Genomic DNA, 22,953 nt, shown 5'->3' with positions numbered 1-22,953 from the left:
ACGCACCAGCGTCTACGAATATCAAGACGCTGGTGCGTCTATGAGTCATTCCACGCATTGCGAGGAACGAGAAAAAACACTTTGGATAATCATTTATGGAAATTATCTTAACGGTTATAGGAACAATTGTGGGTATCTTTGGTATTTTGCAGTTTTTTAAGATTACTGATTATAAAGTGCTTCTGAGAAAAATTGATTTAAAACCTGCCTCTTTGCCTAAATCCTCTCAAGAACCACCACACTCTACCATTATCAATATTCATGGCAATGTAGACCAATCAACGATTAATACAGGCGATGAAGTTGAGCAAGCAGTACATTCTCAAATTTCTCATCAAAAAAACATTCCTCAGAAAAAACAAGACCTTTCTCGTTTACCGCCTATTCCAGAAAATCGTGTTATCGGTCGTAGTCAAGATTTACGCAAAATTACTAATGCAGTGAAAGCCAAAAAACAGGCGATTGCAATTATTGCGTTTGGCGGTGTGGGCAAAACCACCTTGGTGCGGCACTGGTTGGAACATTTTAAAAAACAAAACTATGGCGAATTTAACAAAATCTTTGCGTGGTCATTTTATAGTCAGGGTTCGCATGACACGCAGAATTCATCAGCGCAGTTTTTTACCGAAGCATTGCCGTTTTTTGGTGCAACGGAGATTCCCAAATTAGATGAGCAGAAAGGGCAAATGTTAGCGGATTTGGTGTTTGAAGATAAAAATATGTTGGTGTTGGATGGTTTAGAGCCATTGCAGCAGCGAATTGAGCAAAATAATAATTTTTCTGGCTATTTTAAAGATGTGGGGTTGCAACGATTTTTGATGGCGGTGAAAGGCACGGGTTATTCAACCGATAGCGTGGTGTTGATGACTTCGCGTCAAGCAATTCAGGAATTAAAAGGTTTTCAGGATTTTGAGTCTTTGGATTTACGGGTGTTGAGCAAGGAAAGTGGGGCTAAGTTGTTGCGTAGTTTGGAAGTGCAAGGTTCTGAGCAGGAATTGCAGCAGGCGAGTGAAGAAAATAATGGTCATGCGTTGGCGTTGGTGTTGTTGGGTAAATGGTTGGATGGCAGCGATATTTTTGAACGCGACCAATTGCCGCCATTATCCGAAGATGAAAACGCGAATCCAAACGAACGTCATGCACGAAGAATGTTGCGTTATTATGACGAAATCTGTTGGGATGCGAACAGTTTAGAGCGACGATTTTTGTATTTATTAGGGTTATTTGATTGTCCAATGGGTTTGAGTGAGCAAAAAATGTTATTTGAACAAGCAGAGTTTGCCCAGCCATTAGCGCAGTTGTCCACTAAGGATTTTAGGAAATTAATCAAACGTTTAGAGAAAGCCAATTTATTATTCAGTTCGGCGATAGATTGGGATTGTCATCCGATTATTCGCCAGTATTTTGGACAACGGTTTAAAGACACTCAGTCAAAAGCTTTCCGTCAAGCGCATTTAGTATTATTTGAATATTATCAAGCGAAACCAGAAAAACATCAGCCTGATACTTTAGAAGAATTAGAGCCGTTGTATCGTGCAGTGGTGCATGGCTGTTTGGCGGGGGAATATCAAAAAGCAAGAAAAGATGTTTATATTGAGCGTATTGATAGAGGCAGAGAAGGTTATAGCACAAACAAACTCGGCGCATACAGCCAAGATTTAACCGCCATTGCCGCGTTTTTCCCGCAAAGTTGGTCACAGCCCGTACAACAAGGTTTATCCGAAGCTAATCAAGCATGGTTATTGGCAGAAGCTGCATTTTGTCTGATGTCACTAGGACGCTTGGCAGAAGCGGTTGAACCGAGAAAAGCAGATTTAAAATTAGCTGAAAAATTAGAAAATTGGAAAGAAGCATCAATTGCAGCCCAAAATCTGGTAGACCTGTACTTGCCATTGGGACGATTGGCAGCAGCACAACAAGCCGCATCGCAAGCGATTGACTATGCAGAAAAAGCTGAAGATTTGGCTATGCAAAAAAATAGTCATGCCTACCTCGCCACTTGTTTACATCGGCAAGGACAGTTAGAGGCGGCGTTTCAGTCTTTTCAAACCGCAGAGCAAATTCAGCAAAAACGACAACCTGATTATGCAAAATTATATTCATTAGCAGGATTTCAATATTGCGCCTTATTGTTAGACAAGGGCGTAGACATTGAGCAGGTGGTGGAACGGGGCGAATATGGTTTAAAACTTCAAACAACAATACCGTTACTTGATAAATCTTTAAACTCATTAACTTTAGCCCGTTGCTATCAAGCCTTGAATCAGCCACAACAAGCACAGGATTATTTTAACCAAGCCGTAGCGGGAATGCGTCAAGCTGGACGAGTTGATTTTTCTCCAATATTCCTCATTGACCGCGCCAACTTTTACTTACAACAACAGCAACCTGCCGATGCAAAACGCGACCTTGACGAAGCCGAGATGATTATCCAACGTGGCGATATGAAACTGTATGCAGTCGATTGGCACATTTCAATGCATGATTATCAATTAGCCATGCACAATGAAAAACAAGCTTTAGAACATAAGAAAATTGCGAAAGAACTAATTGAAGTGACGGGGTATAAATTGCGTTTGAACAAGATATAACAGATTGATAGACAATACCTTCGCCACTAAAACATAACAGGGTTATGAATTCTGCCTAAATGGGCGCATTGGTTAGTGATACAGAAGCATTGTCAGTTTTTGGTGCAATGGAAATTCCCAAGTTGGATGAGCAGAAATGGCAAATGTTAGCGAAGTTATTGTTTCACCGACGTTCCACAGTTAACGACATTTTTAGATTATTTTCAATATAGTTTCAAAGATTTAGATTTCCTATTCTGCAACTTTCAAAAGAAAAAACTAAAATAACCCTTTTTTTAAATTATATGCGGAATGTCGGTTGCAACTTCTGTTTTTTGTATTCATACACTGAAAAAGTATCAAAATTTGTAATAATGGCTTCAATCAGTAGCATTGCTACGGTAGACATAAAATATGGAAAGACAAAAAGTGCTAAGCCAGTGCATGAAGGCACAATCGCTTTTTGCCATACATAAAAAAGCTAAAACCTATTCCATTGAATAGAACACTCTAAACCATTATTAATAAGCTATCCATTTAGAAAACACCTGTTTGATTTAGATTTATACATAATATCAAGCATCAGCGGTCTTTACTTTTGAGAGTTGATTTAATCAGCTTCCCAAAGTTTTTATCCTTCTTTCTTTTCTTGGCGTAAGACATTTCATTGAACGCGGATTCCTTTTTCATTTTCATATAGCTTTCATAGCGTTGTTTAGAAAACTCTCCCGCTTCTATAGCTGATAAAATTGCACATCCTTTTTCGTTGGTATGAGAGCAATTACTAAATTTGCAGTTCTGAGAACGCTCGGTTATTTCTAAAAATGTTTCATCAATACCCGCATCTACCGACATATTGCCAAGCTCCCTCATTCCGGGGGTATCTATTATCATCGCACCATTATCTAACAGCACCAGCTCGCGACTTGTCGTGGTGTGCCTTCCTTTGCTTTGTTTTTTACTAACCGATTGAGTTGCAAATTTTTGACTGCCCACGATATTATTTAGCAACGTAGTTTTGCCAACACCTGAAGAGCCGAGTAAACAGTAGGTGTTACCACGTAACAAGGCATTTTTAATCGTATCAATATTTTCCCCACTCAAACTGCTAAATGCCCATATCGTCACTTGAGGAGCGATGCTTAAGATACTTGCCTTTATTTTTTCAATTTCATTTTGCGTAATGAGATCACACTTGCTTAGTAAAATGACAGGAATAATCCCATTTTCGTTAATCATAACCAGATAACGCTCCAATCGTCTCAAATTAAAATTATCATCAGCCGATTGAATAATAAGGGCAACGTCAATATTTGCCGAAATTGATTGAAAATTAACGATTTTCCCCACTTTTTTTCTTTTTAGCAACGTTTTTCTAGGAATGATATCATGGATAACTGCGTGCGTATCATCGTCATGAAAATCTGCGTATACCCAGTCTCCTGTCGTTGGCAAATCCGTAGAATAATTTGCGGTATAGAGTAGATTTCCCGCTAATTCAGCAAAAATATCTCTCAGACCATTGGTTATTATGTATCTATCCTTGTGCACTGCAATGACTCGAGCAATGTCATGAGCCGCAACTTTATCAGCGTCAAGTCTAGTTTGAAACCAATCACAAAAACCTATATTTTCCAGCTTATCCATATTTTTTATATCTCAATATTATGTCAACAAAAATATTGTTCATGTGATTTGACTCTAGCGATATAAACAGTCATCAGTGATTTACTGAGCTATCATAAGGCAATAAATTAGCCCCGAGTCCATCATCACATTATCTGTTTGTTCAATTTGCGTGATGAGTTTTAATCGAATTGGGGGAATTAAAAATTTCACACTAAAAATTAGTTTGCGTAGGATGGGTAAGTACAGCATCATCCATCAAAGATATTTAGCATTGAAAAGGTAGAATACAATGCGTGATAATGAGTTCATACCTGATTAATATTTGGGGCACACTTATTCAATCCTACATGAATATTTTACGCAAATGACTGATTTATATTGATAAAAAATACTCAGCATCAGTTTGAATTATAACAGCGCAACTATAATTGCAAAACGAGTTGAGTCATTCTGATGAAAGCCATTGATAGCAATATCTTAGTCGGTTTTATTTAAATTAATAGACTACTGAAAGATCAAAGCTTAACTCACCCCAAAAGCAAGCTAAACTTTTTCTTAATTCTAAAACCCTTCCGTTCCCAATAAATGCTTAATTTCTGGATAAGAAAACACTGGCCCATCTTTACAAATAAACAAACCACCAAACTGACAATGCCCACAATGTCCCACAGCACACTGCATGTTACGCTCCATGCTGAAATACACCGAAGATTCAGGCACACCCAATTCAGTTAAATGCTTGGTCGCTGATTGCATCATCCCTTCAGGGCCGCAAATCATCACAATAGTGCGATCTGACCATACTTTCACCTTATCCAATACCTGAATTCGTGGGCTCACATCCCAGTGCCAATTCACCGAACCCTTTGTTGATGCCACTAACACCGTGGTATCAGGAATCGTTTTCCAACGCTCAAATCGTTCAGGCCAAATGAATTCATCCACATGTTTAACTTTTTGTACAATGGTTAAATGTCCAAACCGCTCCCGACGACGGATAATATGATTAATCACTGAAATCGTTGGCGCACAACCCAAACCGCCCGATACAATAATCACATCTTGTCCCTCGGCTTCACGCAATGGCCAACCACGACCATAAGAACCACGAATCCCAATTTTTTGCCCGACTTGCATCTGCGATAAACCACGGGTGATGCGTCCAACACGGTTAATCGTATGAGTTAACAAATCCTCATGCTCAGGATCAGACACAATCGAAATCGCCACCTCGCCCACGCCGTACAAATACAACATGTTAAATTGCCCCGGCTCATAAGTATAAGCTTCATGCTGTTTCGGATCAGTTAAGCGCAACTGCATAGTAAAAATCGTATCGGATTCTTGCACCCGCTCAATGATTTCTGCTTCCATAGGAAAATAGGCATTTTCATCGACCGTGTGATGACTTGGTATCATGTGAGTCATGATTGTTCTCCTCCACAAATCGCCTGTGCTTCTTCAGTGATGTCAATGCCAACAGGACACCAGGTAATACAACGCCCACAACCAACACAACCCGAACGCCCATACTGGTCATGCCAACTGCCTAATTTATGCGTCAGCCATTGCCGATAGCGTAAATCAATGTCTTTGCGCAACACAATGCTGTGCATATAACTGTGTCCCAAGGTAAAACATGAATCCCATTGCCGATAATGCACACTCTCTGAACCATCTAATTGAGCGTCTTCTATTTCGCTATGACAAAAACAAGTTGGACAAACCGAGGTACAATTACCACAGGCTAAACACTGCTCGCCAATTTCTTTCCAGCGTGGGTGCTCTAAATTATTAAATAAGCTGGCTTTTAAATTCCGTGATGGGAGTTGGCGTTGCTGGACTTCAACTGCTTGCTGTTGCTGTTTTTCGGCTTGAGAAAGTTGAAATGTGGTCGCATCATGCAATGGCAATTGTTCTGCGATGTCTTTGCCGATGCTACTTTTAGTTCGAACCAGAAAACCATCATCCAACTCAGTCAAAGCAATATCAAACCCCGACCGTGCATCAGGTCCATCACCCGTAGAAGCACAAAAACAGGTTTCAGCAGGATGGCTACAATCTACCGCGATAAAAATTAAAGGCCTGCGGCGTAGATTATAATAACGGTCACCATAAGTATTAAAGGCAAAATGTTGATCTTGTAAATGTAACGCGGCCAAATCACAGGACTTAATTCCAATCACAGCCAGCGGTTTTGATTCAGGCAATACTTCTTCAAATGCTAATTTTCCAGCATCATCTCGTTTGACTTTCCACAATATTTCTCGTGAAGCAAAGGTCATCGGTTTAACGGCTTCTGCACCATTCGCCCAAGCAAAATAACGCTGTTGGCCATTTTCAATCAGGCGATAACGTCCGGGGGTTTGCTGATCTTGATAATTAAGCGGCAGTTGCTCAACCTCGGTCAGTTCATCATAAACAAGGTTGTTATCACGAATTTGCGGTGCGATACAGGTATAACCCGCTTGTTGCAACGCTGCTAATAGCTGGGGAAAATCACCACGCGCTAGGAATCTCATTGTATTCTCCGCACAAGTTGTCGTGAATAGATATGATAAATCTTTTTTGGGATGGGTTAAATATTTAAATACAGCTTATCAAACACAATACGAATAAAAAATGTTGTATATAAATTAATACCTTCGCCATAATAAGCGAAGTCACTGATTTTAAATAAACGGCTAAAGGCGATATATTTAAAGTAAAATTAACGAGTTAAATTATTTTACAAAAAAATCAGCAAAAATATTGTAAGTGAATTGCCCTAGTTTTTGCCTATCAATTTAATCAAAGGCAACTTATTAGCTTTAATCTAAAATAATTTGTTGCGTGAAAAAATGTGATTAACTTATTTTCATTATCAATTTATTATATTCCATTAAATCGATTTGTATTTAGGATCAACCTATGTGTCTGTACCAACGACTATTTATTATTATCATAATGGGTTTGATGTCTGAACTCTCTATTGCAAGAGAAAAAGGCGTAATTGAATCACTCAGACAAAGCACTTTAGTTGATTTACTTGCGACTGATGTGATTACTACCTCGAAAACCAGCGAAGATTTACAAACCGCACCCGGTATTGTATCAGTGATTACACAACAAGATATTAACGCATTTGGTGCAAGAAGTTTAGAAGATGTATTAAATCTTATCCCAGGATTCACCGTCGGTCGTAGCAATCGAATTGGCTATCATTCAACACTTTATGTCCGAGGTTCTAGCTCATTTTGGGGCGAAAGTGTTTTATTTTTACTTAATGGACAGCGTCTTAATGAAGGTTTGACGGGTGGAGCAATGTCATTTATTCCTGATTATCCATTGGATAGTATTAAACAAATTGAAGTGATTCGAGGACCTAGCAGTGCTTTATATGGTGCAAATGCGTTTATGGGAGTGGTCAATATCATTACCCAAAACGGAAAAGAAAGTGAAGGCGGTCAATTTAGCGTGCGAGCAGGTTCAAATGAAACGCTCTTATTAAAAGGAGAATATGGCACACAAGTTAATGAGGAATTTAATTTTAAACTGTATAGCAGTTTGACTCATTACAATGATGAAGATTTGCCACAACGTGATGTGACATGGTCATCAGGTGGTAATACCGAACAATTAATTAATCGGGTCAACACCGATGCTCGACATTTACTCCACCTTGGAGGCCGTGCACAATACCGCAATTTTGATATTGAGCTTGGCTACAATACTTCACAAAATAGTAATAACTGGGGTGTAGGCACTTTAAGCGAAAGAACCGAAGCGAGTTACCGCCATCATTTTAAAACCGAACAATTAAACATTGGTATCAAACATCAGTTCGACTTTTCCGAACACCTTGCACTGAAAACCCAAGCGTCTTATGTTAATAATCGTTCTGAAACCCAATTACGCGCTAGTCTAGGTAGTATCAATCGTTTTGGTCAAGAAGCCTCTGAGCAGTTAGCCACGGCCAACACCTTGCTCATGCCTTGGAATACGGACAGTTTAAATATAGAAACCAGTATTGGTTGGCATATTCGCAATCATCATAATTTGATCGTGGGATTGAGTTATGAACACGACCATGTCAATGCCATGATTGATAAAAGCAACGTGAATTTAGCTAAGAAATTAGTATTAGACAATTATATAGAAAGTCAAACCAATGGAATGCCAGAAAGTCAGCGTGAAGTGTATGCGTTATTTGCACAATACAGTTGGACAATTAATGAATTCTTAAAACTCACCGCAGGTATTAGAAGTGATTCCTATTCTGATTTTGGTACAACAACCAACCCACGTTTAGCTTTAGTGTATAAACCAACCAATAAATTAAACATTAAAGCCTTATATGGTCAGGCATTTCATGCACCTTCACTCAAAGATTTATACCGTTATACACGCTCAATTAAGTCTAATCCTGATTTAGAACCTGAAACCATGAAATCGTATGAATTACAATTACAATATCAATTAAGACATGATTTATTATTATCTAGCTCATTTTTTAAATTTAATACAGATAATGTAATCCGCAATGTGTCGACCCAAAACCCTAAAAACCCTATCGAAGTACAAGTTGATAATCTTGGACAATCCAGTGCAGATGGGATTGAATTAGAACTGTTTTATCGTCCATACAAAAAGTTTTCATTATTTGCAAATTACACTTACACTGATTCCGATCAAGATACAGATGGGCGTTCTGTAGACATTGAAGGTGTTCCAAAACAAGCATTGAATATTGGGTTTCAATCACAACTAAGCTCCAGTTTAGATTTTAATATCAGTGCTTATCGCCGTTGGCAATGGACTTCGCAAGCAGCAACTCCAATTTATGCAGATTTTACCCCGCCTGATTACACAATTTTAAATTCACGGCTTATTTGGCAAGCACAATCAAATCTAAAATGGACGTTTGATGTATTCAATGCTTTAGATTCGATTCCATCTTATCCAAGTCAACACAGCTTTGTACCTGAAGGCATTCCCGCCAATGGACGCACATTTTTATTAGGTTTTGAAATACAATTTGACTAATAATTTGGCATAATTGCTGATAAGCTGTTTATAAAATACTTATTTAGATGAAAGGACAGAAAGCATGACAAATGTAGCGATTAGACAAGGACAAATTGACGATATAAAGGGAATTTTTAATTTAGTAAAAGAATTAGCGATTTATGAAAATGCTCTGGCAGAATTAACCAATACTGAACAACGTATGCGTGAAGATGGCTTTGGCGAAAAACCTTATTTCCATACTTTTGTTGCAGAATTAGAACAGCAGATTATTGGTGTTGCATTATATTATTTCAGCTATTCGTCCTGGAAAGGTAAATCAATGTATATCGACGACTTAATTGTGACAGAAGAATATCGACATACAGGTGTGGGGCAGTCATTATTTAAAGCATGTATTGAAGAAGCCAAGCAACAACAAGTATATAAATTACATTGGCAAGTATTGGATTGGAATGCACCTGCCATTGATTTTTATAAAAAAATAGGAGCCACTTTTGATGCAGAATGGATTAATTGTAAAATTCTACATGAGAAAATCCAACAGGCCTAATTGATTTTTAAGGATTTTCAATTTTTTTGGAGCGGTGATTACAAATAGGTTTCATAATACTTTGCAGCCGCTCCTTAATCATTATTTTATATATAAAATCTCTCCAAGTTTATCAAATATCTCTTTCAGCCAAATGACATAAAATTGTTTATCTAGGTCAGTATTACTGGTTTTATACAAAATCTATCTTTTTTTGTATTGTGTTATTATATCCGCTTAAGGTTGAGGATAAGGGATGTTAGAAAGAGGAGGCTTTTAACATACCGTACAACCTGAGGCACCATCAAACTAATAAAAAAATGAGATGTATCAATTATGATAATCAACCCCATGACGCAACAAGATCAACTTTACATGGCGCGGGCTTTGCGTTTAGCGGAAAAAGGCCTATGGACAACAGACCCAAACCCGCGAGTAGGTTGTGTCATTGTGAGTAATGGCAAAATTGTGGGTGAGGGCTGGCATGAAGTCACAGGAGAGGCTCATGCAGAAATCAATGCACTGAATCAAGCTAAAGAACAAGCAAAAGGGGCGACTTGCTATGTCACCTTAGAACCTTGCTGCCATCATGGACGCACGCCCCCTTGTACTGATGCGTTGATTAAAGCAGGTATTGCGCGGGTTGTCGTCGCCATGACGGATCCGAATCCGATTGTTGCCAGTAAAGGAATCGAGCAATTATTAAAAGCAGGTATTGCAGTAGATACAGGGGTTTTGAGCAATGAAGCTGAAACACTAAATGCAGGTTTTTTCATGCGAATGCGCCATGAACGGCCTTTTGTACGCTGTAAATTGGGTATGAGTTTAGATGGGCGTACCGCGATGGCTTCGGGAGAAAGTCAGTGGATTACTTCACAAGATGCACGTCGAGATGTTCAAGCCTTACGTGCCCGAAGTTCGGCGGTGATGACAGGCGCAGGTACTGTGCTGGCGGATAATCCAAAATTAACCGTGCGTGAAAATGAATTGCCATTGCATATTCCACAGCCAAAGAAAGTGACGCAACCGATTAGAGTGGTGGTTGATGTGCATTTAAGTACGCCACTTGATGCACAAATGCTGAAATTGGAAGGTAAAACAATTATTTTTACAGCCTCTAAAAAAGAAGCATTAAAAGAAGCGTTACAACAAGCAGGCGCAGAAGTCATTACCTTGCCAAGTACAAAACATGGAATTGATTTAGCAGCTATGTGCAAAACCTTGGCGACAAAATATGAAGTCAATGAAGTGTTACTTGAAACTGGGGCAACGCTTGGCGGTGCGATGTTACGAGAACAGATGATTGATGAGATTGTATTGTATATCGCGCCTATGTTTATGGGTAATAATGCCCGCGCCTTATTTAATTTGCCGCATATTGAATCGCTAAGCCAGCATATCCCATTAGAAATTAGTGATATTCGTGCAATTGGTCGTGATTGGCGCGTCACCGTTCGACCGAATTATAATTAGAACTATGAGCTAAAGTGAAAAAGATAATTTTATGTTTAGTCATGGGTTTATTTTTCTATGGATAAGCTATGTTCTCGTTAGACAAACCACTATCCCTGAACTTAAACGTCTAAATATGTCAGGCGTGATGACTAGATGGATTATAGGAATCACATGTTTTTTGTTAGGAATGCGCAGAATTTGTTTAGATATGAAATGTTGGATGGATAGCATCGAAAATATTTTGTTTTACCCTATTTTTTTTATGATGCCAATATTGATTATTGTTTCAATGATTATGGATTTTAGAGAGCTTCCTGATAAAAATATACCCAGTCAAGTTATTCATCCAATAACGATGTTACGTCTTATTACTTGGGATATGTGGCTCGTTACAGGTGTAGGTATTTTCCTATTTTTTTATCCTGCTCTGTCAATTTGGTTTAACTTATAATTTATCAGCAAATGCAGAGGCTGTAAATTTTTTATTTCTGTATTTTAATAATGTATAATCAGTAATTTATAATTTGCTTTTTATAATCTTAAAATTTAAGAATACCTTTTATTCATTGATAATTGTTAATTGACTTTATGCCTGCTTTTGAATACATTGCACTTGATAAACAAGGTAAAAAACGAAAAGGTGTACTCGAAGGAGATGCACAACGCCAAATTCGTCAACAACTGCGCGAGCAAGGTTTAATTCCGCTCAATGTTGAAGAAGTCAGCCAAAAGAATACCTCAAACCGCAAAGCCTCAGCGCGAGTCAGTGCCACAGATTTAGCCCTATTAACTCGACAATTAGCCACCTTGGTCCATTCAGGTTTAGCCTTAGAAGAAGCCTTACGCGCCATTGCGGAACAAACTGAAAAGCCGAGCACCAAATCTTTATTATTGGCTGTACGTTCCCGAGTATTAGAAGGCCACAGTTTAGCCGAAGGCTTAGCCGATTATCCTAACATTTTCCCCCAACTCTATCGTGCAACCGTCGCCGCAGGTGAACAAACGGGGCATTTAGATATTGTGCTAGAGCGTTTAGCTGAATATACCGAACAGCGACAATATTTACGTCAAAAAACCCTATTGGCTTTATTCTATCCGTTATTACTCACCAGTGTGGCGGTGTTGGTTGTGGTTGGATTGCTGGCTTATGTTGTGCCGCAAGTGGTACAAGTGTTTGAAAATATTAATCAAGAGCTGCCTTTTTTAACCGTCGCTTTGATTGCTGTCAGCGATTTTTTGCGGGATTGGGGCTTAGTATTATTGATATTACTGGTTTTGGCTGCGGCGATATTTCGCTATCTACTGCGATTTGAACAGTTTATTGTCTTATTTCATCTCTTTTTGTTACGATTGCCGATAATTGCCCGTTTAGAACGGAATACCAATGTCGTCCGTTTTACTCGAACCCTGAGCATTTTATTACAAAGTGGTGTACCGATTTTAAAAGCCTTGGAAATTACCGCTCAAGTGGTTGGCAATCGTCCGATGCGCCACGCCTTACAGAATGCAGCAGAACAAGTACGCCAAGGTACAAGCTTGCATCATGCCCTAGAACAAAGCGGTTTATTTCCAGCCATGACGGTTTATTTAATTGCCAGCGGTGAAAGTAGTGGTAATTTAGAACAAATGCTAGATCGCGCTGCCACCATGCAAGAGCGTGAATTAGAAACCGTGATTGGGGTGTTGCTCAGCTTATTTGAACCCATATTGATTTTAGTGATGGGCAGTGTAGTTTTAGTCATCGTATTGGCGATTTTGATGCCGATTTTTGAATTAAACCAGTTGATACAATAATCTCAGTTTGCGAGAAGTATCAATGTGTTTTTAAAGCTGTAATTCATTATATTTGAGCTGTCCAACGTGAATTGCTAGATTTTATCTTATAACTGATACTAAATTCATTGGAACTATAAGCTATACTAGCAGCAGCTATTTTTATTTATAATATTTAGATAGTAATGTGTAGAGTGGAATAGCGAAGTGTTTTCCACCAAGTGCTGATGGTAGAAAAAGATCGAGCGCGTGAGTGTTGACACATCATATTCATTTTTGAGGCGTGCCATTCCATCCTATATTTAAGAAATACCTATATTCTTAGCATAGAATGGCTGGATAAACAGGCAACCCATATTGAGTATTGAACATGTAACACAATACTTACCTCATACGAAACAATCAATAATCCTAAATTCCTAGTGGAGTTTATGGCTCACATTTTGTACTATTATCACTACACCAAAAACGACATTTTTTGAGGAGACTGAGTTGAATTTATCGAGTTCACAACGTGTATTGTCTGGTATGCGCCCAACAGGTGCTTTACACCTAGGACACTTGCATGGCGTGTTAAAAAACTGGGTTAAACTGCAATACGAACATCATTGTTTCTTCTTTGTCGCAGATTGGCACGCATTAACCACTCTATATGACGATACCAGTAAAATATCGCCCAGTGTTTGGGAAATGCTTATTGACTGGCTTGCAGTTGGTATCAATCCAAATGAATCTACTTTATTTATTCAATCTAAAGTACCAGAACATGCAGAGCTACACTTGCTACTGTCAATGTCTACTCCTTTGAGCTGGTTAGAACGAGTTCCAACGTACAAAGACCAACAACAAAAGCTAAAAGATAAAGATTTATCTACTTATGGCTTTTTAGGTTATCCATTGTTACAAAGTGCCGATATTTTGATTTATAAAGCAGGGCTAGTACCTGTCGGTGAAGATCAAGTTGCACATGTTGAAATTACCCGTGAAATAGCCCGACGTTTTAATTACATCTATGGGCGTGAAAAAGATTTCGAGAAAAAAGCCCTTGATGCTGCTAAAAAAATGGGTAAGAAAAACAAGAAATTGTACCAAGAATTACGTAAGCGTTACCAAGAACAGGGTGATGATGAAGCGTTAGAAACCGCACGCGCCTTAGTTGAAAGTCAACAAAATATTAATCTTGGAGACACTAAGCGTTTGTTGGGTTATTTAGATGGTGATACTAAAATCATTTTACCTGAGCCAGAATCATTGCTCACACCGATGTCAAAAATGCCAGGTTTAGATGGGCAAAAAATGTCTAAATCCTACAATAATACGATTGCTTTGCGTGAATCACCGAGTAGCATCGAGCAAAAAATTCGCACCATGCCAACTGATCCTGCACGAGTACGTCGGACTGATCCCGGTAATCCTAAGAAGTGTCCAGTATGGGATTTTCATAAAATTTATTCTGATGAAGATACCCAGACTTGGGTGCAAAATGGTTGTAAAAGTGCAGATATTGGTTGCATTGAATGTAAACAGCCCGTGATTGAAGGTGTATTAGCTGAGCTTAAACCGATTCAAGAGCGTGCCCAGCAGTACGTTGAAGACCCTGATGCCTTGCGTGGTATTTTGAATGAAGGTTGTGAAAATGCACGAGTTGTTGCCCGTGAAACCTTAGACGAAGTACGCCAATCAATGGGCTTAGTATATCGTTAAGTAATTAACTAGACTGGTAATTTTTATTTTGCCAGTCTCTAAACTACAAATGTTATATAGATTTAAAGCGCAAATGGAACAACCGTTAATCACACCTGACAAATTAGAACAATGCGATGATATAGAAACAATCGCGCCACCTGAACCGATTGCACGAGTACAAGATGAGTTTCTGGATGAGATGCCAGAAGGTTTGTATATCCCACCTGATTCTCTGACGGTTTTTTTAGAAAGTTTTGAAGGGCCTTTGGATTTACTTTTGTATTTAATTCAACGCCAAAATATTAATATTTTAGATATTCCAATTGCGGCGATTACTCGTCAATATCTTGAATATGTTGAAATTATGAAAGAGCTGCATTTAGATTTAGCGGCTGAATATTTGGTAATGGCGGCCGTATTAACTGAGATTAAATCCCGCATGATATTACCTGTTCGCGAAGGTGATGATGCGGTCGAAGATGACCCGCGTGCAGAGCTTGTGCGCCAATTGCAAGAATATGCCAGAATCAAACAGGCAGCTGATACCTTGACGGGTTTACCTTGTGTCGGACGCGATATTTTACCTGCTTCAGTTGAGCCACCTCAGGTGACTGAAGAATTGGTGATTCCTGATATTCCACTGAATGCCATTTTACATGCAATGCGCGGTGTCATGAGTCGAGCCGCCTTATTTTCTTCGCATCAAGTTACGCGTGAACCCCTCTCCGTCCGCGAACGTATGACCACTATTTTGGCAGATTTGCAACATATTGATAAACTGAAATTTGAAAGTCTCTTTGTACTAAAAGAAGGTAAAGCGGGTGTCGTTGTAACCTTGCTGGCTATTTTAGAATTAGCGAAAGAATCTTTAATTCAGGTGGTGCAATTAACTGCATTTGGCAATATTGAAGTGTTTCGACTGGAAAATACACTGGGAGCAAATGTCCGAGGATTGGGTGATGACTATTAAAGTTTTTAAGTTTTTTGATTTCTGTTGAATCGCTATCAACTCTCGTTATAATGGTCATGATCTCTTGATGACAAACCATGCTTAGAAAAACCTAACTAAAGTAAAACATTATGCCTATATTATTACTTGCTGAAGACAATGCTTTTAATCAAAAAGTTGCTGCTACTATGTTGAAAAAAATAGGCTTTGAAGTAGACATTGCCCAAAATGGACAAGAAGCCTTAGATAAAGTAACTGATGGTGATTACGGTTTGGTCTTTATGGATTGCGAAATGCCTGTAATGGATGGCTACAAAGCAACGCAAGAAATCCGTGCACTAGAAAAAACAACAGGTAAACATGTTCTCATTGTTGCGATGACAGCGCATAGCTCGCCTGAAGATAGACAACAATGTCTCGATTGTGGTATGGATGATTATATTCCTAAACCATTTAAAATGGATTCACTTAAAGACGTTTTAGAAAAATGGAAGATATAGTTTATCTTTAAATATTTTCCTGAAATTTGCCTGAAATATTATTTTCTGTTTGAGATTGAATGATAAGCATTTTGCTTGCTTGCAGTATTTTTACAAACTGTTCTGGTGTTGCTTTGGCCGTGATTTCAAACAGTAACTGATTAGATGACATATTTTTCATTTCTATATTTTTTACTTCAGGCAAAGCTTTTAAATACTTGTTAATCTTCGCGTAGATTGTAAGATTAGGCACACCTGTAATAGTTAAATTTAAATGGGTATTTGCAATCGCTTGTTTTGTTTCTGATGTAATGGTTTTTCCTGCCTTTTTTTCCATCTCTGTTTTTGCATTGATATTTTGTACAGATTGCGGTGCTACTCGATTAACCGCTTGTTCTACCCCAGAAATTAATAAATTGTTCAATTGCTTGTGTTGAGTTTTCCAGTTTGATTGCTTGTTATTATAAAATAATTGCCAATTTGCCTGTTGTTCATTTTCTGATTCAATATGTCCGATGAGCACCGTATCAACCGTATAACGTTGTGCCAAACTTTTAATATCTTCCATTTGATAGGCAGTAATTTGTTTTAAGGGAAAATTTCGTCTTTCATATAAGTCTAAAATAGGAAATATCATTTCAATGCCATGCTTTGCAGCAATTGCTTTTAAAACCTGCATCCGATTGACTTGTTGAACGTCATTAATGATTTCATCTTTATGTGCAACCCAAGCTAAAATCGTCGCTCTTGGTTGTTGCCAAACTTCTAGCCCCAGTTTTTCTAGCAGTGTATTAATTTCTTCACGATTAAAAATCACTTCTAGCCAAACTAACCCCGTTTCAGATTTATAGGTAAATTGCTGTACCCATTTTTCTATATGGTTTAACTCATCCGTATTTAAATCAATATTGTGCACGCCAGTTAATTTCACTAAGACCTGTTTTAAAACTTGTTTTAGCGCGGGTAGACGGTGTTCTTCTGCCGTATCAGTCACGACAACTTGGGCTTGATATAAATCGATACTCCAAACAGGCTGCGTCATTAATAAGAGCAAACTAATAATAAAACACTTTATTTTCATATCACTACCTATTTTTGTGGCGTATTATGGCTCATTTGGTTAACGTGCTCGATGTGAAATATTGCCGACATGTAATGGAAATTGTCCTGTAACTCGATCAGCATAATAGTATTCCAAAGTCTTTTTAATGACAGGAAAAGCGAGTTGATCCCAAGGAATTTGCTGTTCTGTAAACAAATCCACTTCTAAACTTTCTATACCCGCGCCAAATTCAGCGGCAGACATTTGGGCTTTAAACATCATATAGACTTGATTAATATAAGGTAAGCTAATCACGACATAGAGTTGTGCATTTTCCACTTTAGCTTCAGCTTCTTCCCACGTTTCACGCATCGCAGCTTGTTCTATTGTTTCATTATTTTCCATAAAACCAGCAGGTAAGGTCCATAAACCATAACGGGGCTCAATCGCTCGTTTACAGAGTAAAACCTTATCTTCCCATTCAGGTAGACAACCTGTCACAATTTTAGGGTTTTGGTAATGGATGGTTTGACAATCCTCACACACATAACGTGGCATATTGTCACCGTCGGGCACTTTCCACTCGATTCGTGCTGAACCACAAGTGCTGCAAAATTTCATCCTTCCTCCAAAACAAGATTGAATTGATATCCGTATTCTACTTTATCTACTAGGAATACTGCTACCGTTTCATAGGTTAAATTGATATTTCGCCTTAATATAGAAACCTGTTAGAATAGCCCAATCTATTTATAGATATTAAGGGAACAATATTTTAATGAATTTCTTATTATCTAACAAAACCTAAATAAAATCAGAAATAAACCTAAAAACCTCATTCCTAAATTTTATTCTGATTTTAAAAAACTTTAATAACTTAACAGGTTGTTATACGCCCTTTGAGAATAACACCATTCGTATTTTTATTGAAATTTTATTGAGCGGAGATAATTATGCTGAGAAAACCTCTCACTTTAATAAGCTATTGGTGCACCTGCTTGTTGCTCAGTGCCAATCTAGCTGTCCACGCTGAGACTGCGACAGTTGAAGATGATGTAGCGATTAATCAAGTTGATGAAAAAGAGGCTGTAGAAAAGCCTGAAAATCCAAAACCTCAGCAAGTTTCCATGCTTGAAGAGCCTGTGGCCAAACCAGATGTGGTTGTGGCTAATTTAGTTGCCCCTCCTAGTGTGCCTAAAAAACCTGCTTTAAGCGAACATGTATTAGAGCTGAAAGAAGAAAGTGCGGTTATTTCGCTAAAAAATAGCATTCAAGCGGAACGCTTTCGGACTGAATTATTGAGCTTAGAGCATGAGAAAAACAAGCTTGTACTTGAAAATGAAGTTCTATTAGAAAAAGTACGTCATCAATTAGCGGAATTGAGTACAGAAAAAGAGCGTATTTTGCTTGAAAATGATGTAACTGACGCGAAACAAACTCAAACTTTAGCCAATTTGGTCGCCAAGAAAACCCGTTTAGAACTTGAAAATGCGATTTCTGATGAAGAGCAAACCCAGCATTGGACTGACGTTGAGCAAGAAAAAGCGGAATTGAAATTACAAAATGAGATCGCGGAGCAGAAAAACCGTTCTGAAGAGTTAAAAATTCAGTTAGAAGTGACCAAGTTAAGCTTTGAGTTATCTAAAATTGAATTTGAAAAAGCCAAACGTACAGCGGACATTGAAGAGTTAAGCGAGCGTATTGCCGAACGTGAACAAAAAGAATTATGGGAAAGCGAAGCGAATAAAGAACCTGAATTATTAGAAGAACCTTTTGTCAATGGCAAATTGATTTTAAGTGACCGCAAAATCGAATTAGATCAGATTATTATGCGTGGTACAGCTGACTATGTGAGTGAGCGGATTGATTATTTTAACAATAAAGATTCTAATTATCCTATCTTCATTGTGATTGATATATGTTACGGTGGTTCAGTGGCTGAAGGTGCGAAAATTTTAGAGGTAATGGAAGCCAGTAGTGCACCTGTTTATGTGGTTGTGAAATCTTTGGCTGCGAGTATGGCTGCTGTGATTACAACTTTGGCTGAGCGTTCTTATGCGTATCCCAATGCGATTTTGATTCATCATCAAATGTGGGGTGGCTTTATTGGTAACATTAAAGAACAAGAAGAACAGTTAGACATGATGAAAGAATGGTCAAAACGGTTAATGAAACCTGTTTCTGACAAAATGGGGGTACCCATGGATGATTTCGTTGAAATGATGTATGAGCACAGTTCAACAGGTGATTGGAGTGAGTTTGCAGACGATGCGACTAGTTTGAAATGGGTTGATTACATTACTGAAGACATTCGTGATACTTCTTACATTAAGCAACCATCAGACAAAACTAATCAAGAGGATTTCTTCATTACATTGAAATCTAACAATTTCCATTTGAAAGAATTATCTGATCCACAGGGTAATAAGTTTGTGCAATTACCTCGTCTAGGGCCTTATGATTTCTATCATTTGTATAATCCTGATGATTACTACCGTTATTAATGGGCTTATTCTAAAATAGTATTTTTTAGGGTTGGTGGTTTGCATTATTGAAATTGATACAGCCAGCCCTAATAAATAAACCTGTGTCATACCATGTTTATCAGCATTGAATTAATCAGCTTATACGTGCTTTTGCCAGTGATTTTTTATTTTCAATGGTTGGAAAAAGCCTATTTTTCACCTGTATTGCTTGTTGTATTGATTTATACTGCTATTGTGTTATATCGATATAATTGCTTTAAAAATAGTGACTTATTTTATTTTGGCGCGATTCAGCATTTAAAAGTGATTTTATTACGTTTTATCGTTTCTGCCATTTTATTAACCATTATCACGTTGTATTATTTTCCTGATTTATTCCTACGTTTTCCTGCACAACGCCCTCAATTATGGCTGTTGGTCATGATTCTATATCCCGTTTTATCTGCCTATCCACAGGAAGTCATTTCCAGAGTATTTTTCTTTCAACGCTACGCTCATTTATTTCCAAACATCCAGATTTTGATTCTGGTGAATGCCTTATTATTCGCATGGATGCATATATTATTTGGGAATTGGATAGCAATCATTTTATCATTTATTGGTGGATTGTTTTTTGCCCAGACTTATCACAAAACCCGTTCCGTATTATTGGTAACCATTGAACATGCTTTGTATGGCAATTTTCTATTTACCATTGGCTTAGGTTGGTTTTTTTATCATGGCAATCAATTAGGTGTAGCTTCCTGATACACAATGATATTGTAGAAAACAGCTCATTACTATTATAGATTATCTATTCATGCCATGCAGGCAACAATGCCCTACTGCCTTTTTCCTCATAACTTAGGTCTCGACTTTAATTCTATTAAATCTCGCCCAGACTTTCACTCTCTATGCCATTATGAGGCTATTGCTGCTTGAGTTTATCTCAATCAGTTCGAATTTGGGTTCTTTTACAGCCTTGAAACTTGGAAACAATATAATTTAGCATTGCAGGCTAAGTAGCAAATAACTTGCTAACAGCTTGATACTCAGTTATATTGTGCATTGCACAAAAAACGTAAATTCTATAATGAGGAACTTTATATGACCCAAAAAACTGGCGCGGATACCCCTTTGCTAGATGCTGATGAGCCTTATGAAATTTTAGCAACGTGGCAACAAATCTTTGAACGTAGCCAAAATATTATTAATCATTTAGCAGTGAAACAGCAAACCGCCGCTAAACTTCCTAAATTCAACCTTGACCCATTGAATATCAGTGAAGCGTATCAAGAACTTAACTTTAAATTATTAACTAACCCCGAACAACTTGTTAATGCCCAGATTTCGTACTGGACTGAGCATTATAAACTGCTTGAAAATGTAACTCAACGTGCATTGAATCCTGATTTGTCTCCTTACATTGCACCTGAACGTGGCGACCGTCGTTTTAATAATGACGCATGGGAACAATCTCCTGTATTTGATTATGTCAAACAAGCTTATTTGATGACGGCTCGTTGGTTGCACGACGTGGTTGCAATGGCTGACTTAGATACGGATAAAAATCAATCCCGTAAAGTTGAATTTTATACTCAACAATTTATTGATGCTTTAGCACCGAGCAACTTTGCTGCAACAAATCCTGAAGTATTGGCATTAGCACTGGAAACAGGCGGTAAAAATTTATTAGATGGTTTGAATAATTTCCTTGAAGATTTAGAGCGCGGTAAAGGTAAATTAAATATTAAGATGAGTGATTTGGAAGCTTTTGAACTCGGTGAAAATATCGCAATGACACCGGGCAAAGTGATTTATCAAAATGACTTAATGCAGCTTATTCAATATGCTCCCAGCACAGATAAGGTCTATAAACGTCCATTATTAATTATTCCACCTTGGATTAACAAATTTTATATTTTAGATTTACGTCCAAAGAATTCTTTTATCAAATGGGCTGTTGACCAAGGTCACACCGTATTTATTGTGTCTTGGGTTAACCCTGATGCAAGCTATGCGAACAAGTCATTTGAACATTATATGCTTGAAGGGCCTATTGAAGCATTGGATGTCATTGAGCAAGCAACGGGTGAAAAAGAAGTTAATGCGATTGGTTATTGCATTGGTGGTACTTTATTGGCCTCCAGTTTAGCCTATATGGCGACTAAAAATGATAAACGTATTGTCAGCGCAACCTATTTTACAACATTGTTAGATTTCACTGATCCGGGTGATTTAAAATTGTTTATCGACGAAGATCAAATAAGTGCTATTGAAGAAAAAATGGCGGAGCAAGGCTATTTAGACGGCAGCGAAATGGCGGGCACATTTAATATGTTGCGTCCGAATGACTTAGTTTGGTTTTTCTATGTTGATAATTATTTGAAAGGCAATCAGGCCAGCGCATTTGACTTGTTATATTGGAATTCTGATTCCACTCGTATGCCAGAAAAAATGCACAGTTTCTACTTACGTAATATGTATTTAGATAATGTGTTAAAACAGCCAAATGGTATCACTTTAAATGGCGTGGATATTGACTTAAGTAAGGTTAAGACTCCAACTTATTTTGTGTCTACACATGACGATCATATTGCCCCTTGGAAAATGACTTATGAAGGGACAAACTTGATGGGTGGGCCTGTCCGTTTTGTGTTAGGCGGTTCAGGTCATATTGCAGGTATCATTAATCCACCTGACAAAAATAAATATTTCTATTTGACTAATAACAAGGCCAAAACCACTAAAAATCCTGATACTTGGATTAAAGGTGCGAAGAAAAATGAAGGCTCTTGGTGGCCTGATTGGGCTGATTGGGCTAAAGGTCATGCAGGTGAAGAAGTGGAAGCACGTACACCAGGTGCAGGAAAATTAGCCGCTTTAGAAGAGGCTCCTGGTAGTTATGTTAAAAAGCGCATTGTTGCAAGCTAATCAGTAATCATTGCCTGTCAGGTGTTTCCGCTTGGCAGGTTTTGACTGTATTTTTCTATTCCTAACACGATCTACTGCAAAACAAATAATTGCAATGTTTGAGGGGGAGTTTGTCTAAATCAGGATGAAAAGATTTTCAGGATAGGAATGTTCATTCCAAAACTTGGAGATTTAAGATAACTCAGAATTTGGTAATCAATAATCTAATGGTTGGGAAAATCCAATTGGATAGTCACGTCACTATTGGCTACCTAGAACATATTTTATGTAACTAATATCATATAGAACCCATTTGACATCTATAAATAATCATTTAAAAACTATTTTTAATACTATAGTCAATTCTATCTTAAGTGCGAGGACTGGCAGTCCTGAAATTCTTTAAATATTAATCACTTATTAAAAATAAGGGCTGCTAGTGCTGTATCGCTT

General features: G+C 37.9%; 18 protein-coding genes. 13 read left to right on the top strand and 5 right to left on the bottom strand.

From position 1 onward, the window contains the following. Positions 1–95: 95 nt before the first annotated feature. Together ABXH34_RS05870 and ABXH34_RS05865 are read left to right on the top strand one after the other, a co-directional pair. The gene (locus ABXH34_RS05870; protein WP_353570935.1) at positions 96–2,591 is read left to right on the top strand and encodes a hypothetical protein; all 2,496 of its coding nucleotides are present in this window, start codon (positions 96–98) and stop codon (positions 2,589–2,591) included. Between the two features lie 59 nt (positions 2,592–2,650). After that, positions 2,651–2,803, top strand: coding sequence for a hypothetical protein (locus ABXH34_RS05865; RefSeq protein WP_353570934.1), 153 nt, complete (start codon positions 2,651–2,653; stop codon positions 2,801–2,803). Between the two features lie 349 nt (positions 2,804–3,152). On the opposite strand, the gene rsgA is transcribed toward ABXH34_RS05865, so the two are convergent. From rsgA to ABXH34_RS05850, 3 genes are all read right to left on the bottom strand, one after another. Next, entirely contained in the window at positions 3,153–4,217 is a 1,065-nt protein-coding gene (gene rsgA / locus ABXH34_RS05860; protein ID WP_353570933.1) for a ribosome small subunit-dependent GTPase A, read from the bottom strand. Between the two features lie 543 nt (positions 4,218–4,760). Then, positions 4,761–5,627 (bottom strand): FAD/NAD(P)-binding protein, encoded by an 867-nt coding sequence (locus tag ABXH34_RS05855; protein WP_353570932.1) that lies wholly within the window; start codon positions 5,625–5,627, stop codon positions 4,761–4,763. Continuing rightward, positions 5,624–6,721: a 4Fe-4S dicluster domain-containing protein gene (locus tag ABXH34_RS05850; RefSeq protein ID WP_353570931.1), complete on the bottom strand. Its 1,098-nt coding sequence runs from the start codon at positions 6,719–6,721 to the stop codon at positions 5,624–5,626. The genes ABXH34_RS05855 and ABXH34_RS05850 overlap by 4 nt, the downstream gene beginning before the upstream one ends. 433 nt (positions 6,722–7,154) lie before the next feature. Here ABXH34_RS05850 and ABXH34_RS05845 point away from each other — a divergent pair, with 433 nt between their 5' ends. The 8 genes from ABXH34_RS05845 to ABXH34_RS05810 all read left to right on the top strand — a co-directional run bounded on the left by ABXH34_RS05845 (position 7,155) and on the right by ABXH34_RS05810 (position 16,101). Continuing rightward, positions 7,155–9,224 (top strand): TonB-dependent receptor plug domain-containing protein, encoded by a 2,070-nt coding sequence (locus ABXH34_RS05845; protein ID WP_353570930.1) that lies wholly within the window; start codon positions 7,155–7,157, stop codon positions 9,222–9,224. A gap of 64 nt (positions 9,225–9,288) precedes the next feature. Next, positions 9,289–9,759, top strand: a complete 471-nt coding sequence (locus ABXH34_RS05840) for a GNAT family N-acetyltransferase (protein WP_353570929.1) — start codon at positions 9,289–9,291, stop codon at positions 9,757–9,759. 315 nt (positions 9,760–10,074) lie between these two features. Next, on the top strand, positions 10,075–11,211 hold the full coding sequence (gene ribD / locus ABXH34_RS05835) for a bifunctional diaminohydroxyphosphoribosylaminopyrimidine deaminase/5-amino-6-(5-phosphoribosylamino)uracil reductase RibD (RefSeq protein WP_353570928.1): 1,137 nt from the start codon (positions 10,075–10,077) through the stop codon (positions 11,209–11,211). Positions 11,212–11,413: 202 nt separating this feature from the next. Further along, positions 11,414–11,644: a hypothetical protein gene (locus tag ABXH34_RS05830; protein WP_353570927.1), complete on the top strand. Its 231-nt coding sequence runs from the start codon at positions 11,414–11,416 to the stop codon at positions 11,642–11,644. 137 nt (positions 11,645–11,781) lie between these two features. Beyond that, positions 11,782–12,987: a type II secretion system inner membrane protein GspF gene (gspF, locus tag ABXH34_RS05825; RefSeq protein WP_353570926.1), complete on the top strand. Its 1,206-nt coding sequence runs from the start codon at positions 11,782–11,784 to the stop codon at positions 12,985–12,987. Positions 12,988–13,458: 471 nt separating this feature from the next. Next, positions 13,459–14,670, top strand: a complete 1,212-nt coding sequence (locus tag ABXH34_RS05820) for a tryptophan--tRNA ligase (protein ID WP_353570925.1) — start codon at positions 13,459–13,461, stop codon at positions 14,668–14,670. Between the two features lie 73 nt (positions 14,671–14,743). Continuing rightward, the gene (locus tag ABXH34_RS05815; RefSeq protein ID WP_353570924.1) at positions 14,744–15,622 is read left to right on the top strand and encodes a segregation and condensation protein A; all 879 of its coding nucleotides are present in this window, start codon (positions 14,744–14,746) and stop codon (positions 15,620–15,622) included. Between the two features lie 110 nt (positions 15,623–15,732). Continuing rightward, a complete protein-coding gene (locus ABXH34_RS05810; protein WP_353570923.1) occupies positions 15,733–16,101 on the top strand; it encodes a response regulator in 369 nt (122 codons plus the stop codon). A gap of 7 nt (positions 16,102–16,108) precedes the next feature. On the opposite strand, the gene ABXH34_RS05805 is transcribed toward ABXH34_RS05810, so the two are convergent. Continuing rightward, positions 16,109–17,161, bottom strand: a complete 1,053-nt coding sequence (locus tag ABXH34_RS05805; protein ID WP_353570922.1) for a DUF8605 domain-containing protein — start codon at positions 17,159–17,161, stop codon at positions 16,109–16,111. 39 nt (positions 17,162–17,200) lie between these two features. Next, positions 17,201–17,743, bottom strand: coding sequence for an NUDIX hydrolase (locus ABXH34_RS05800; RefSeq protein ID WP_353570921.1), 543 nt, complete (start codon positions 17,741–17,743; stop codon positions 17,201–17,203). A gap of 332 nt (positions 17,744–18,075) precedes the next feature. Here ABXH34_RS05800 and ABXH34_RS05795 point away from each other — a divergent pair, with 332 nt between their 5' ends. From ABXH34_RS05795 to phaC, 3 genes are all read left to right on the top strand, one after another. Continuing rightward, on the top strand, positions 18,076–19,626 hold the full coding sequence (locus ABXH34_RS05795) for an ATP-dependent Clp protease proteolytic subunit (protein ID WP_353570920.1): 1,551 nt from the start codon (positions 18,076–18,078) through the stop codon (positions 19,624–19,626). Positions 19,627–19,719: 93 nt separating this feature from the next. Continuing rightward, positions 19,720–20,355, top strand: coding sequence for a CPBP family intramembrane glutamic endopeptidase (locus tag ABXH34_RS05790; RefSeq protein ID WP_353570919.1), 636 nt, complete (start codon positions 19,720–19,722; stop codon positions 20,353–20,355). Positions 20,356–20,694: 339 nt separating this feature from the next. Continuing rightward, complete coding sequence (gene phaC, locus ABXH34_RS05785) at positions 20,695–22,521, top strand: class I poly(R)-hydroxyalkanoic acid synthase (RefSeq protein WP_353570918.1); 1,827 nt, start codon at positions 20,695–20,697, stop codon at positions 22,519–22,521. Positions 22,522–22,953 lie beyond the last annotated feature (432 nt).

Source organism: Candidatus Albibeggiatoa sp. nov. BB20 (assembly GCA_016744725.1).
In the GTDB taxonomy this organism is placed as follows: Bacteria; Pseudomonadota; Gammaproteobacteria; order Beggiatoales; family Beggiatoaceae; genus Albibeggiatoa.
This window is presented reverse-complemented; position numbering and strand designations above follow the sequence as displayed.

Excerpts from the sequence above, each read along its gene's own strand:
- ABXH34_RS05870 (WP_353570935.1), top strand. The coding sequence starts at position 96 with ATGGAAATTATCTTAACGGTTATAGGAACAATTGTGGGTATCTTTGGT.
- ABXH34_RS05865 (WP_353570934.1), top strand. The coding sequence starts at position 2,651 with ATGGGCGCATTGGTTAGTGATACAGAAGCATTGTCAGTTTTTGGTGCA.
- rsgA (WP_353570933.1), bottom strand. The coding sequence starts at position 4,217 with ATGGATAAGCTGGAAAATATAGGTTTTTGTGATTGGTTTCAAACTAGA.
- ABXH34_RS05855 (WP_353570932.1), bottom strand. The coding sequence starts at position 5,627 with ATGACTCACATGATACCAAGTCATCACACGGTCGATGAAAATGCCTAT.
- ABXH34_RS05850 (WP_353570931.1), bottom strand. The coding sequence starts at position 6,721 with ATGAGATTCCTAGCGCGTGGTGATTTTCCCCAGCTATTAGCAGCGTTG.
- ABXH34_RS05845 (WP_353570930.1), top strand. The coding sequence starts at position 7,155 with ATGTCTGAACTCTCTATTGCAAGAGAAAAAGGCGTAATTGAATCACTC.
- ABXH34_RS05840 (WP_353570929.1), top strand. The coding sequence starts at position 9,289 with ATGACAAATGTAGCGATTAGACAAGGACAAATTGACGATATAAAGGGA.
- ribD (WP_353570928.1), top strand. The coding sequence starts at position 10,075 with ATGATAATCAACCCCATGACGCAACAAGATCAACTTTACATGGCGCGG.
- ABXH34_RS05830 (WP_353570927.1), top strand. The coding sequence starts at position 11,414 with ATGGATAGCATCGAAAATATTTTGTTTTACCCTATTTTTTTTATGATG.
- gspF (WP_353570926.1), top strand. The coding sequence starts at position 11,782 with ATGCCTGCTTTTGAATACATTGCACTTGATAAACAAGGTAAAAAACGA.
- ABXH34_RS05815 (WP_353570924.1), top strand. The coding sequence starts at position 14,744 with ATGGAACAACCGTTAATCACACCTGACAAATTAGAACAATGCGATGAT.
- ABXH34_RS05810 (WP_353570923.1), top strand. The coding sequence starts at position 15,733 with ATGCCTATATTATTACTTGCTGAAGACAATGCTTTTAATCAAAAAGTT.
- ABXH34_RS05805 (WP_353570922.1), bottom strand. The coding sequence starts at position 17,161 with ATGAAAATAAAGTGTTTTATTATTAGTTTGCTCTTATTAATGACGCAG.
- ABXH34_RS05800 (WP_353570921.1), bottom strand. The coding sequence starts at position 17,743 with ATGAAATTTTGCAGCACTTGTGGTTCAGCACGAATCGAGTGGAAAGTG.
- ABXH34_RS05795 (WP_353570920.1), top strand. The coding sequence starts at position 18,076 with ATGCTGAGAAAACCTCTCACTTTAATAAGCTATTGGTGCACCTGCTTG.
- ABXH34_RS05790 (WP_353570919.1), top strand. The coding sequence starts at position 19,720 with ATGTTTATCAGCATTGAATTAATCAGCTTATACGTGCTTTTGCCAGTG.
- phaC (WP_353570918.1), top strand. The coding sequence starts at position 20,695 with ATGACCCAAAAAACTGGCGCGGATACCCCTTTGCTAGATGCTGATGAG.